This window comes from Hymenobacter translucens, assembly GCF_020685205.1.
GTDB lineage: Bacteria > Bacteroidota > Bacteroidia > Cytophagales > Hymenobacteraceae > Hymenobacter > Hymenobacter translucens.
Window position 1 is genome coordinate 309,248 of the sequence record NZ_JAJERB010000002.1, and the last position, 13,130, is coordinate 322,377.

At 61.1% G+C, this 13,130-nt stretch carries 13 protein-coding genes; 9 read left to right on the forward strand and 4 right to left on the reverse strand.

The features are described 5' to 3' along the window. Positions 1-11 precede the first annotated feature (11 nt). Entirely contained in the window at positions 12-1,796 is a 1,785-nt protein-coding gene (locus LJY25_RS05065) for an ABC transporter ATP-binding protein (protein ID WP_227607152.1), read from the reverse strand. 208 nt (positions 1,797-2,004) lie between these two features. Between LJY25_RS05065 and LJY25_RS05070 the strand changes: the two genes are divergently transcribed. The 8 genes from LJY25_RS05070 to coaE all read left to right on the forward strand — a co-directional run bounded on the left by LJY25_RS05070 (position 2,005) and on the right by coaE (position 8,636). After that, a complete protein-coding gene (locus LJY25_RS05070; protein WP_227607153.1) occupies positions 2,005-3,096 on the forward strand; it encodes a Glu/Leu/Phe/Val dehydrogenase dimerization domain-containing protein in 1,092 nt (363 codons plus the stop codon). Positions 3,097-3,192: 96 nt separating this feature from the next. Then, positions 3,193-4,377, forward strand: a complete 1,185-nt coding sequence (nusB, locus tag LJY25_RS05075) for a transcription antitermination factor NusB (RefSeq protein ID WP_227607154.1) — start codon at positions 3,193-3,195, stop codon at positions 4,375-4,377. 104 nt (positions 4,378-4,481) lie between these two features. Then, positions 4,482-4,793: a YtxH domain-containing protein gene (locus LJY25_RS05080; RefSeq protein ID WP_227607155.1), complete on the forward strand. Its 312-nt coding sequence runs from the start codon at positions 4,482-4,484 to the stop codon at positions 4,791-4,793. Between the two features lie 141 nt (positions 4,794-4,934). Then, a complete protein-coding gene (locus LJY25_RS05085) occupies positions 4,935-5,939 on the forward strand; it encodes an isocitrate/isopropylmalate dehydrogenase family protein (RefSeq protein ID WP_227607156.1) in 1,005 nt (334 codons plus the stop codon). A 156-nt stretch (positions 5,940-6,095) separates the two neighbouring features. Then, positions 6,096-6,626 (forward strand): DUF1573 domain-containing protein, encoded by a 531-nt coding sequence (locus tag LJY25_RS05090; RefSeq protein ID WP_227607157.1) that lies wholly within the window; start codon positions 6,096-6,098, stop codon positions 6,624-6,626. A 30-nt stretch (positions 6,627-6,656) separates the two neighbouring features. After that, positions 6,657-6,983, forward strand: coding sequence for a preprotein translocase subunit YajC (yajC, locus tag LJY25_RS05095; RefSeq protein WP_227607158.1), 327 nt, complete (start codon positions 6,657-6,659; stop codon positions 6,981-6,983). An 11-nt stretch (positions 6,984-6,994) separates the two neighbouring features. Further along, positions 6,995-7,960 (forward strand): YbbR-like domain-containing protein, encoded by a 966-nt coding sequence (locus LJY25_RS05100; RefSeq protein ID WP_227607159.1) that lies wholly within the window; start codon positions 6,995-6,997, stop codon positions 7,958-7,960. 73 nt (positions 7,961-8,033) lie between these two features. Further along, positions 8,034-8,636 (forward strand): dephospho-CoA kinase, encoded by a 603-nt coding sequence (coaE, locus tag LJY25_RS05105; RefSeq protein ID WP_227607160.1) that lies wholly within the window; start codon positions 8,034-8,036, stop codon positions 8,634-8,636. A 15-nt stretch (positions 8,637-8,651) separates the two neighbouring features. Here the strand turns inward: coaE and LJY25_RS05110 are convergent, their stop codons facing one another. Then, positions 8,652-9,821, reverse strand: coding sequence for a GNAT family N-acetyltransferase (locus tag LJY25_RS05110; RefSeq protein WP_227607161.1), 1,170 nt, complete (start codon positions 9,819-9,821; stop codon positions 8,652-8,654). A 224-nt stretch (positions 9,822-10,045) separates the two neighbouring features. Here LJY25_RS05110 and aspA point away from each other — a divergent pair, with 224 nt between their 5' ends. Beyond that, positions 10,046-11,452 (forward strand): aspartate ammonia-lyase, encoded by a 1,407-nt coding sequence (gene aspA / locus LJY25_RS05115; protein WP_227607162.1) that lies wholly within the window; start codon positions 10,046-10,048, stop codon positions 11,450-11,452. 185 nt (positions 11,453-11,637) lie between these two features. Here the strand turns inward: aspA and LJY25_RS05120 are convergent, their stop codons facing one another. Both LJY25_RS05120 and LJY25_RS05125 read right to left on the reverse strand, forming a co-directional pair. Further along, positions 11,638-12,366 (reverse strand): LytR/AlgR family response regulator transcription factor, encoded by a 729-nt coding sequence (locus LJY25_RS05120; RefSeq protein ID WP_227607163.1) that lies wholly within the window; start codon positions 12,364-12,366, stop codon positions 11,638-11,640. After that, positions 12,335-13,063: a sensor histidine kinase gene (locus LJY25_RS05125; protein WP_227607164.1), complete on the reverse strand. Its 729-nt coding sequence runs from the start codon at positions 13,061-13,063 to the stop codon at positions 12,335-12,337. The genes LJY25_RS05120 and LJY25_RS05125 overlap by 32 nt, the downstream gene beginning before the upstream one ends. Between the last annotated feature and the right edge of the window lie 67 nt (positions 13,064-13,130).

Genomic DNA, 13,130 nt, shown 5'->3' on the forward strand with positions numbered 1-13,130 from the left:
ATAATTAATAATCAGGCTTCTTCGCTCTGGAGCTGCCGGTCGTAGAGGGCACGGTAGAGGCCGTCCTGATCGGCCATGAGCTTGTCGTGAGTGCCGTGCTGCACGATGGCGCCGTCGTCGAGCACCAGGATGGTATCAGCCAGCTTGACGGAGCTGACCCGGTGGGAGATAATCAGGCTGGTGCGGTTGGCCATGATGCGCCGCAGGCTGTTCAGAATGGCGTTTTCGGTCTTGGTATCGACGGCGGAAAGGGAGTCATCCAGAATCAGGATCTTGGGCTCCTTCACCAGTGCCCGGGCAATGCTGACGCGCTGCTTCTGCCCCCCCGACAGCGTGATGCCTCGCTCGCCCACCTTGGTATCGAAGCCCTGCGGAAAGCGGATGATGTTCTCGTACACGTCGGCGTCGCGGGCGGCCTGCAGCATCCGCTCCTCATCGGGGGCGTCAAGGCCGAAGTTGATATTATTGCGGATGGTGTCGGAAAACAGGAACACGTCCTGGGGCACGTAGCCAATCTGCTCCCGCAGACTCGACAGCGAAAAATCCCGCACGTCCACGCCATCCACCTGAATGCGGCCTTCCGACACGTCGTAGAGGCGGCAGAGCAGGGCGGCAATGGTGCTCTTGCCCGAGCCGGTGTTGCCGATAATGGCCAGGGTCTGCCCCGGCCGGATACGGAACGACACGTCGCGCAGGGCCTGGATGCCGGTGTCGGGGTAGGTAAAGGAAACGTGGTCGAACACGATGTCGCCCTCAATCGACCGGCTGATGTTCTGCCGGGAGACGATGTCGGTCTTCTGGTCCATGAACTCGTTGATCCGGGCCTGGGAAGCCTCGGCGCGCTGCACCAGCGAGGACGTCCAGCCCAGGGCCGTGACGGGCCAGGTCAGCAGGTTCACGTAAATCAGAAACTCGGCAATGCTGCCGGTGGTGATGGTGCCCCGGATAACCTCCTGTCCGCCAACCCACACCGTGATGATGGTGCTCAGGCCGATCAGAAACAAAATCAGCGGAAAGAACAGGGAGTTGACGAAGTTCAAACTCAGCGACTTTTCCCGGTACGTGTCGCTCGTGAGGCTGAACTGGTGGTGGGAGTCCTGCTCGCGCACAAACGACTTCAGCACCCGAATGCCCGAAAAGGCTTCCTGCACGAAGGTCGTCATGGCCGCCAGGGACTTCTGAATCTCGTCGGACTTGCGCTCAATCAGGTTGTTGACGTAGAAAATGCTGACCGACAGCAGGGGCAACGGCAGCAGCGTGTAGATGGTGAGCTTCACGTTGACCATCAGCATCAGCGGCACGACCAGCAGAAACAGCAAGACCAGCTGCATAAAGTACATGATGGCGGGCCCCATGTACATCCGCACCCGGCCTACGTCCTCAGAAATGCGCGACATCAGGTCGCCGGTGTTGTGGCGGCGGTAGAAGCTTAGGGGCAGGGACTGGTAGTGCTGGTAAATCTCGTTTTTCTGGTCGTTCTCGATCAGCCGGCTCATCACGATGATGGTCTGGCGCATGAAAAACAGAAAGATGCCCCGTAGCAAGGCCATAACCACGATCAGCAAACCGTAGAGCAGCACGTTGCGCCCGAACAGCTCGTAGACCCCGCTCTGGGCCGGGGTGCCGTCGAAGAGGTAGTACAGGTCGATGCCTTCCCCGACGAGGTCGAAGGCGTAGCGCACGATCTGGGCCGGGAAGATGGCCAGCAGGGTCGCCAGGGCAATGAACAGCACCCCGCTCAGGAAATGCCACTTGTAGCGGAAAAGGTACTTGTTGGTAGAGGGCAGTGCGCGCACGAAAGTCGAAGCTGGAGAAGACGGAAAAGAGCGCGAAGCGGCGCCCAAGAGGTAGCTCGGCCGCAGGCTGCGGGCCGCTGGCAAACCGGGCGAATCGGAAAAAACGGGTACTTTTGCCCCCGCGTAGGCCGGTGTACGCCCACCTTACCGGCAAAGATACAACAACCCAATCCCACCAATTTCCCACCCTTTTTCACTCTTTTTTCGAATGGTTGAAATCCAAGCGCTGACCGATACGTCGGTCTTTGGCCAGATTGCCGAGTACCAGCATGAGCAGGTGGTATTCTGCCACGACCACGACACCGGGCTGCGGGCCATCATTGGCATCCACAACACGGTGCTGGGCCCGGCCCTGGGCGGCACCCGGATGTGGCACTACGCCTCCGACGCCGAAGCCCTCAACGACGTGCTGCGCCTCTCGCGCGGGATGACCTACAAGGCGGCCATTTCGGGCCTGAACCTGGGTGGGGGCAAGGCCGTCATTATCGGCGACGCCAAAACCATGAAGACCGAAGCCCTGCTGCGCAAGTTCGGCCGCTTCGTGCAGAACCTGAACGGCAAGTACATCACCGCCGAGGATGTGAACATGACCACCAAGGACATGGAGTACATCCGGATGGAAACCAAGCACGTGGCCGGCCTGCCCGAAAGCATGGGCGGCTCCGGCGACCCGTCGCCCGTAACGGCCTTTGGTACCTACATGGGCATGAAGGCCGCCGCCAAGAAGGCATTTGGCTCCGACAGCCTTCAGGGCAAGCGCATTGCCGTGCAGGGCGTGGGCCACGTGGGTACGTATCTGCTCGAGCACCTCACGAAAGAAGGCGCCAAGATTGTGCTGACCGACTTCTACGAGGACCGCAAGCTGGAAATGGCGGCCCGGTTTAACGCCCAGGCCGTGGGCCTCGACGAAATCTACGACCAGGACGTGGACATCTACTCGCCCTGCGCGCTGGGTGCCACCATCAACGACGACACCATCACTCGGCTGAAGTGCCGCGTTATTGCGGGCTGCGCCAACAACCAGCTGCAGAATGAAAACGTGCACGGCCCGGCCCTCGTGGAGCGCGGCATCGTATACGCCCCGGACTTCCTCATCAACGCCGGCGGCCTCATCAACGTGTACTCCGAGGTAGTGGGCGGCAGCCGCCAGTCGGCCCTCACCCAGACCGAGAAAATCTACGACTTCACCACCGAAGTGCTGGAGCGCGCCGAAAAAGAAGAAACTCATCCCCAGAAAGCTGCCATCCGGCAGGCCGAGCAGCGCATTGCTGCCCTCGGCAAAGTCAAATCAACGTATTAAATTTTAGGGTCCTGGGGTCTTGGGGTCTTGGATTTTGGAATAATTCACTCCTCCCAATCTAAGACCCTGAGTCCCCAAGATCCTAAGCACCCAATCATGCTAAACCGCCGCACGCTTCGAATTAAGGTCATGCAGGCCCTCTACGCCTATCATCAGGCCGTGGGCGCCGACTTCATGCTGGCCAACGACCGGATTGCGGACGCCTTTGAGCCCGATCTGAACGCTCCCGAAGCGCCCAACCGCCGCCTGCTGCAAGGGCAGCGCAAGCTGGCCGAGTCCATCATCCGCGACTGGAACAAAACCGGCAAAACGCCGGAAAGCTCCGACGACAAAGCGGTGGACGACGCCGTACGCGACGCCATCAGCTACTACCAGAAGCAGGTAAAGAAGGATGGCACCTTCTTCGGCGGGCAGATGATGCACGGCGCGGAAAGCATCCACGACCAGTACCTGCACCTGCTCAACCTGCCCGCGGCCCTGCTGCGCATCATCGAGGAAGAGCGGGAGCGGGAAGCCCGGCGCCACATTCCTTCCAAGGAAGCCCTGCTCGATACCTCCCGGTTCGAGAACAACCTGGCGCTGCAAAAGCTGCTCGACAACAAGCAGCTCCAGGACCTGACCATCCGGCGCAAGCTGGTGTGGAACAGTACCGAGGAGATGGACGCGCTGCGGCAGGCCTGGCGCAACGAGATCAAGCCCGACGCCGAGTTTCAGAGCTACCTGGCCGCCCCGGCCGGCTCCTACGCCGACGACCAGGAGATGCTGAAGTATCTGTACAAGAACTTCGTGTTCAAGGGCGAGGCCCTGCCCCATCAGCTGGAAGAAGACGACCTGAACTGGGAGGAAAACCGCCCGATCGTCAAAAACCTGGTGGTGAAAACCCTGAAGATGCTCGACGAGGCCGCCGACGAAAGCCTGGAGCTGATGGCCTTGTCGGCCAACTGGGCCGACGACCGGGAGTTTGCCGAAACCCTCTACAAGCAGACCCTCGACGAGGATGAACGCTACGAGAAGCTTATTGCTGAGTCGGTGCAGAACTGGGACGTGGAGCGCGTAGCCCTGCTCGACAAGATTATCCTGAAGATGGCCCTGTGCGAGATGCACCTGTTCCGCAGCATTCCCGTCAAGGTGACTATCAACGAGTACATCGAAATCAGCAAGCTCTACAGCACGCCCAAAAGCAAGCAGTTTATCAACGGCATCCTCGACAAGCTGGCCCAGGACCTGACCGCCAGCGGGGCCATTCGCAAGTCGGGCCGCGGTTTGCTCGACAACCAGTAGCGCGGCTCGTGGTTGGTAGTGGGGGTAACCTCCGCTGTACCTACCGCGTTCAGCAAGATTTTCTTTCCTTCGTGCACTTTCCTTTCCTCTAAGCTACACTTCACATGGGCCGCAAAACCACCACCGCCATTGTGTCATTCGCCGGCGGCGCCCTCACCGGTGCCGTTCTGGGTATTCTGTTTGCTCCCGATAAAGGCCGCGAAACCCGCGACCGGCTCAGCTACCAGCTCGAGAAGTACCGCGAGCTGCTGGCCGACCTCACCGAAAACCTGATGACCAGCCGCGTGGACGCCGGCCCGTCGACGGCCAAGTCCGAAGGGCAGCGCGTCATCAACGACGCCCGCAGCAAAGCCGAGCAGCTGCTCGGCGACGTGGACCAGCTGATCAACCAGATCAACTCCCACAAGGCGGTTTAATTAATGCGCTGATGCATAATGCGTTGGCGTGCTGATGGAAGCAAGGTGATAATGAAGGACTATTTCATTGCGCCCCGTACCTATCAGCACATCAGCACATATATCCGATTAGCGCATTCCAAACACATTTAGCACGTAAACATGCACACCATCACCCTTATCCCCGGCGACGGCATCGGTCCGGAAATCACCCAGGCCGTAAAAGATATCTTCACCGCCGCCGGGGTTCCCGTGCAGTGGGAAGAGCAGAACGCCGGCCAGACCACCTTCGACCAGTCGGGGGAGCTGATTCCCCAGAGTTTGCTCGACTCGCTGGAGCGCAACCGGGTGGCGCTCAAGGGCCCTATCACCACGCCCGTGGGCAAGGGCTTCCGCAGCATCAACATTACCCTGCGCCAGAAGTACGACCTCTACCAGAACGTGCGTCCGGCCAAAACCACCGAAGGCATCACCTCCCGCTACACCGGCGTGGACCTGGTTTTGTTTCGCGAAAACACCGAAGGCCTGTACTCCGGCCTCGAAGTTTATGATGAGCGTCTGGGCATTGCCGATTCGTTTAACCGCATTACGGTAGCCGGCTCGCGCAAGATCAGCCGCGCCGCCTTTGCCTACGCCGCCAAGCACGGCCGCAAAAAGGTGACCCTGGCGCACAAGGCCAATATCCTGAAGATGGCCGGCAAGCTGATGCTCGACGCCTGCAAGGAAGCCGCCACCGAGTTTCCGCAGATTGTGTTCGAGGACAAGATCATCGACAACATGTGCATGCAGCTGGTGAACAAGCCCGAGCAGTTTGACGTGGTGGTGACGACCAACCTGTTTGGCGACATCCTGTCTGACCTTTGCGCCGGCCTCGTGGGCGGCCTGGGTGTAGTTTCGGGCGCCAACATCGGCGACGACATGGCCATCTTCGAAGCCGTGCACGGCTCGGCTCCCGACATTGCCGGGCAGGGCAAAGCCAATCCCACGGCCCTCTTGCGCTCCGCGCTGATGATGCTGCACCACATCGGGGAGCACGAATACGCCAACACCATCGAAAAAGCCCTGGAGGACACGCTCAAGCACAAAGAGCAGTGCACCGGCGACCTGGGCGGGCAGGCTTCCACCAGCCAGTTTGCCCAGTCCATCATTGCCAAGCTGGCCAAGTAATTAGCCAGGTTCATTCAAAAACCGGCCGTACTGACCGGGTCGTCTTACCCCGGACGGCCGGGCCGGCGCGGCCGGTTGCGGTACGGATATGGACCGTCCGGTTTTTCGCCTTAACTTTAACCTTCCGAAGGTTCTGTCAAGCCTTCTTTTACACCTATGAAACGCAACCTGTTTTCCGCTTCCATCCTGGCCGTAACGCTCCTGCTGGGTGCCTGCAACAACGATAAAACCACCGAGGTAGGTGCCGAGGGCATGAACGCCGCCGCCAACCAGGCCAGTGATGCTGCTGCCAACCCTACCGTCGACAACCCCAACGTCGCCGCTGAGACTGAGGCTCCCAACCCGAATGCCCCGGTGATGACGTTTGCCGAAACCACCCACAACTTCGGCGACATCAAAGCCGGTGACGTGGTCAAGCACACGTTTACCTTCACCAACACCGGCAAGTCGCCTCTGCTGATTGAGAATGCCCAGGCTTCGTGCGGCTGCACCACGCCGAACTGGACCAAGGAGCCCGTGGCGCCCGGCAAAACCGGCACCATCGACGTACAGTTCGACAGCCACGGCAAAACCGGCCTGCAGAACAAGCAGATTGCCATCCGGGCCAACACCCAGCCCAGCATCACCCAGATTGAAATCCGGACCAACATCCTGGGCGACGGCGCCAACGGCCCCGTAGTTCAGTAATCGTTCCGCTTCCTACCTTACTTTTCGCAGATGTTTCTCACGTTTTTGCTGCAAGCCGCTCCCGCCGGAGCCGAGGGCTACTCCCAGCTGCTGTTCCCGGTAGCTATTGGCCTGGTGGTTTACTTTTTCATGATCCGGCCCCAGCAGCGCAAGTCGGCAGAAGCCAAGAAGTTTCGCGAAACCCTGGCGAAGGGCGCCAACGTGGTAACCATCGGCGGCCTGCACGGCAAAGTGGTGGAAATCAACGAGGAATCGGTGACGATTGAAGTGGACCGCGGCACCCGCCTGCGCTTCGACCGGAGTGCCATTGCCCGGGAGGTACCCGCCAAAACGACTGCTCCGGCCGCCACCGCCTAACTGCCGCCGCCTTGCCGCTTGCCCGCGCGTCCCGCCTGACCCATCGGATCTTCGGTCGGTTTTACGGCCAGCAACGGACGTACTGGCGGGCTATTGCCGCGTGCTTTCTGGCCGCGTCCACGTTCTGGCTGCTCAACGCCCTGAACAAAGTTTACACCACGCCCATTACCTACCCGCTGCAGTGGCGCTACGATGCCACGCGCTACATTCCGGTAGCGCCGCTGCCGCGGGAAGTAGCCGTGAACGTAACCGGCCGGGGCTGGAAGCTGCTGCGCCGGAGCCTGTTGCTCGACGTACGCCCCGCTGAGGTGTGGCTGCCCCGCCCCCTGAGTACCCGCTTCGTAACCAGCCCGGCCCTGCAGCCGGGTTTGCAGGCGGCTATGGAAGGTCTGCAGCTCAACTATATTCTCACCGACACGGTGCCGGTACGTTTCGACCGCCTCGTTACCCGTCGGCTGCCCCTGGGGTTAAGCCCGGCAGCGGACGGGTCGGCGCTGCCCTACGCGGCGCGGTTTGTGCCGGCAACGGTGGCGTTTCGCGGGCCGGCCGGCGTCGTCAATGCCCTGGCCAGCCCGTATCCGGTACATTTGCCCGTGGCGGCGCCCGGCAGCACCAATGGCTCCATTAACGTGCCCATCGGCGGCCCGGACCTGGTTGGCACCGACGTGCAGGCCGTAAACGTACGGCTCCGGCCCCGGCCCCTGATTAACGTGCCGATGCAGGTAGTGCCCGAGCTGCGGGACTTCCCGCCGGGCCGGGAATACCGGCTGCAGCCCGCTACCGTGCGCGTAAACCTGCAGTGCTTTCCCGAAGACACCGCCCGCCTGGACCGGCAGCAGGTGCGGGTGGTGCTGCACTACGGGCAGTTCGGCTCCTCCGACTCCAGCGTGCGGCCCGTACTGGCCCGCAAGCCCGCGCTGGCCCGTGGAGGCTGGCTGCTGACGCCCACCGTGCGGGTGCTGACCGGGAGACAGTAGGCCGGCTCATGCCTATCTTGCTGACCGGTGCCGGCAGGTGAGCCCGCCCGTATCACTCACTAAACCAAGTAGCATGCTGCGAATTGGAATTACCGGCGGTATCGGGTCGGGTAAAACCGTGGTGTGCCGGCTGTTTCAGACGTTGGGCGTACCGGTGTACGATGCCGATACCCGCGCCAAGTGGGTAATGGCCCACCGGCCGGCACTGCGGACCGAGCTGCAAAACGAATTCGGGCCCGAAACCTTCGACGCCGCCGGGCAGCTGAACCGCACCTACCTGGCCCAGGTCGCTTTCCGCGACCCGGCCCGGCTGGCCCGGCTTAATGCGCTGGTACACCCGCACGTAGGGCTGGACTTCGAGGAATGGGCCACCGCCCGGCAGCAGGCTGGCCACCGGTACGTGCTCAAGGAAGCGGCCCTGCTGTACGAGTCCGGGTCGTGGCAGGTGCTGGACCGCGTTATCACCGTGTTTGCCCCCCTGGACGTGCGGCAACGCCGGGTGCTCCGCCGCGACCCCCACCGCACCCCTGACGACATTCTCAACATCGTGGCCAAGCAGATGAGCGAAGACGAAAAGCGCGCCCGCGCTGACTACGTCCTCCTCAACGACGACCAGCACCTGCTCATTCCCCAGGTATTGCGCCTGCACGAGGAATTTCTGACGCTGGCCCGCTGATTTCAGCCGTTCGGCTTACCGGATGATGGGGCTGCGCTCGAAGGGCTTGGTTTCGTCGAATAGCTTGCGGTAGGTGACGTGGGTTTTGGAAATCCGGGCCCCGATGGACCGGGTAAGCGCCAGCATCCGGGGGTTGAAGTCCCCAATCCAGTTCATCTCAATCTCCGTGTAGCCCGCGGCCATCAGCACGCCCTGGGCGTGTACCATCATGGCCGATTCTACTCCCTTGCCCTGATGCTCCGGCACCACGCCGAAGATGACGCCGAACATCTTCTTGGGCTGGCGCCGCTCAAACTGCCGCTTTTCCCACAGAAACCGCACCTTTTCGAGCGGGCCGAACCGGGGGTTGACGTGCTTGAAGATCTGGTTGAGCTCGGGCAGGCTCATAAAAAACGCCACCGGCTCGTCGTGGTGGTAAGCAAACCAAAGCAGCCGTTCGTCCAGTACGGGCTTCATCTTGCGTACAATCTCCCGGGCCTTCTCCAGCGTCATGGGGTTGATGCCGGTGTGGTTGGCCCAGGCCAGGCTGTAGACGTGGTGGAAGTCGGCCGCCAGCTTTTCCGGGTTGCGGGGCGTGGCGTAGGCAAAGCGGTAGGCAGGCAGCTCGGTGGCGTAGCGCAAGGCCGTGCGGTGGAAGCTCGGGTGCAGGGGCGCGGCCACGGCCCGGTAGCAGGTGTACTGCCGGAAAAACACCTGGAAGCCGTACGCCTCAAACAGCCGCTGGTAGTAGGGGGGGTGGTAGAACATGCCGTAGTTGGGCTCGGTGTAGCCATTCACGAGCAACCCCCAGAACCGGTCCCGCTCCCCGAAGTTGATGGGGCCGTCCATGGCCTCCAGGCCCCGCGCGGCCAGCCACGCCCGGCTGGCGTCAAACAGCTCATTGGCCGCCGCCTGGTCGTCGGTGCACTCGAAGAAGCCCAGCCCGCCGGTGGGCACCGGGCTGTCGTGGGTCGTGGCTTCGTTCACGAAAGCCGCCACCCGGCCGATGTCTTCGCCGGCCGCGTTGGTCAGAATCCAGCGAATGGCTTCGCCGTGGGCGAAGTTGGGGTTCCGGGTTTGGTCAAACACCTCCTCCACATCGGGGTAGAGCGGTGAAATCCAGTTGGGATGGTGCTGATAAAGAGCAGCCGGCAGCGCACAGAACCGACGTGCGAGGCGCGCGTCCGTCACTTCAAGCAAAGGCATGGCAGTGGTATAAGAATGTGCTGGCAGCAGGCGGAGATTGGCCAGCAAAACGGATAGGAGAGAGGCGAGCCCGGAGCACCCCGCGCGGGCAAAAGTAAGCGTAGGAAGTAAAAAGACCGGTACGGAGGAGCTTGAATGGCACCCCCGGGCTTCCCGTAACTTCCCGACCGACCTAGCTGAACCGTTTGCGTAGAAGAAGCTCTACCACCCTAAATCAGTTCTTTATGCAAGATTCCCGCCTTGAGCATGACTTCCTCGGTGAGCGCGCCATTCCTTCGTCGGTGTACTATGGGATTCAAACCCTGCGGGCCATCGAGAACTTCACTATCACGGGGATACCTCTCAAAGCGGAGCCGCTGTTTGTACAGGCCCTGGCCTTCGTGAAAAAGGCGGCGGCCCAGGCCAACCGCGACCTGGGCGTGCTCGATCCTACCCTGGCGGGCTTTATCATGCAGGCCTGTGACCGGGTCATTACGGGGGAGTTCAACGACCAGTTCCTGACCGACATGATTCAGGGCGGGGCGGGCACGTCGGTGAACATGAACGCCAACGAGGTTATTGCCAACGTAGCCCTGGAGCTGATGGGCAAGCCCAAGGGCGCCTACGAGTTCTGCCACCCCAACAACCACGTCAACTGCTCCCAGAGCACCAACGACGCTTATCCCACGGCGTTCCGCATTGCGCTCAGCAACAAGCTGGTGGGCTACAGCAAGGCGCTGGGCGACCTGGCCGAGGCATTTGCCGCCAAAGGCGAGGAGTTTCGGAACGTGCTCAAGATGGGCCGCACCCAGCTCCAGGATGCCGTGCCGATGAGCATGGGCGACGAGTTCCGGGCCTTTGCCACCAACCTGCGCGAGGAGCTGCTGCGCATCGAGGACAGCCGCAACCTGATCAGCGAAATCAACATGGGCGCCACCGCTATCGGCACCCGGGTAAATGCCCCGGCCGGCTATGCCGAGCTCGTAACCCAGCATCTGCGCACCATCACCGGCCTCGACCTCAGCCTGGCCGGCGACCTGATCGAGGCGACCTACGATACCGGCGCTTACGTGCAACTCTCGGGTGTCCTCAAGCGCACCGCCGTCAAGCTCTCCAAGATCTGCAACGACCTGCGCCTGCTTTCCTCGGGACCCCGCTGCGGCCTGTTCGAAATCAACCTGCCCCCGCTGCAGCCCGGCTCCAGCATCATGCCCGGCAAGGTGAACCCGGTGGTGCCGGAGGTAGTAAACCAGACCGCCTTCTACGTCATCGGAGCCGACCTTACGGTAACCATGGCGGCCGAGGCCGGGCAGCTGCAGCTCAACGTGATGGAGCCGGTCATTTCCTTTGCCCTGTTCACCTCGATTTCCTACATGACCAACGCCTGCCATACCCTGCGCGAAAAGTGCGTGGTGGGCATCACGGCCAACGTGCAGCACGCCGAAAACCTGGTGCGCAACAGCATCGGCATCGTCACCCAGCTGAGCCCGGTGCTGGGCTATGAAGCTACCTCGGAAATTGCCAAGGAAGCGTTGCGGACCGGCAAATCCGTGCACGACATTGCCGTAACGGAGCGCAACCTGCTCACCCAGGCCAAGTGGGACGAAATCTACACGTTTGAGAACCTGATCCGGCCGGGCTTTATTCAGTAGGCACCGGGGCCGGGCCGAGCAGTGAGCTTACCAGCCGCGGAGCCGGTTCGCAGTGCCCTGCACTCTATCACCGGCGCTAAGGCAGCCATCGGTGCTGCCGGCGGGTTAAGCGCTATGCAGCAAAAAGCCCCGGCCTGCTCGCCGGGGCTTTTTGCTGGGCCCCGAATGGGGCTGACCAACGCAGCCTACTGAAATCCCTTCAGCATCTTATAAAACCCCTCGGCATAGGTATCACTGATGGGGATGATCTGGTTGGCAATCTGAATCCGGTTTTTCTCGATGTGGTCAATTTTGTCGAGCGCGACTAGGAAGGATCGGTGCACGCGCACAAATTCCTGGGCGGGCAGCAGCTCTTCCAGCCGGGCAAAGCTCAGCAGCGTCATAATCTTCTCTTCCGAAGTATGAATCCGCAGATAGTCTTTCATTCCCTCCGCAAAAAGGATGTCACGGGTGGCTACCTTCTGAATACGGTGGCCCACTTTTAGAAAAATATACTCCTGATCCGGCTTCGTCTCCGCTTTCTCGTCCTTCTTTTCCGGGGGGTGGCGGGGGCCTTGCTCCTGGTACAGCCGCAACACGCCTTTGTAAAACCGCTCGAACGTAAAGGGCTTCAGCAGGTAGTCCTTCACCTCCAGATCATAGGCCTTCAGCGCGTACTGGTCGTAGGCGGTAGTCAGGATAATCATCGGCTTGGGGTTCAGCATCGGGATAAAGCTGAGCCCATCCAGATCGGGCATGTTGATGTCCAGAAACAGCAGGTCGGGTTGGTCTTCCGTCAAGTGGGCGGCGGCCTCCAGCGGGCTCACGAACGACCCTTTCAGCTCCAGGAAAGAAACTTTGCGGATGTATTCTTCCAGTATTTCCTGGGCCAGGTGCTCGTCCTCAATGATGTAGCAGGTGAGCTTTTCTTTCATGGACCTCTCGATGTAAACCGTGGATGGTAAGAATGACCGTAAAGGTGCTGCCCGTGTTCTGAATGGTCAGCGTATGTTGGCCAGGGTACAGCAGCGCCAGCCTTTTCCGGACGTTAGGCAGTCCGATGCCCCCGGGCTCTTCCAGCGGGCGAGCCGCCTTTTGGGCGATGGGGTTCTGTACGCTGAAGGTGAGGCTATCTTCCCGCATCTCCACCCTGACCTTCAGGTCGCCGGGTTCCAGCCGGGCGGGGCTGTGCTTGTAGGCGTTTTCGAGCAGGTGAATGAACAGCAGCGGGGCAATGGAGCAGGACTCGGCTTCCCCGGCTAGCTGAAGGTCGGCCACCGGGCTGTTCTTGTAGCGGAGCTGCTGCAAGCTCACGTAGTCCCGCAGGTAGCTTATTTCCCGGGCCAGCGGCACCGTGGCCGCATTGGACTCATAAATCATGTACCGCATCAGCGAAGCCAGGTGCATGACTGCCTCGGGGGCCGCGGGGGCCTGCTTATACACCAGCGTATGGATGTTGTTGAGGGTATTGAACAGGAAGTGCGGGTTGATCTGGGATTTCAGATAGTACAGTTCCGCCTCCACGGCCTGCTTCTCCAGCTGCTCTTTCCGGATGGTATTGAGCACCAGCGTCTCGGTGACCCTGGCCAGCCAGCTCAGAAAGAGAAAGATAGCCACGGTAACCAGGTTCATGAAATAATGCCCGGCGTCCCATGGGTTTTGGTAGATAAGCAGAAAGGGAACGGGCCCGGTCAGCACG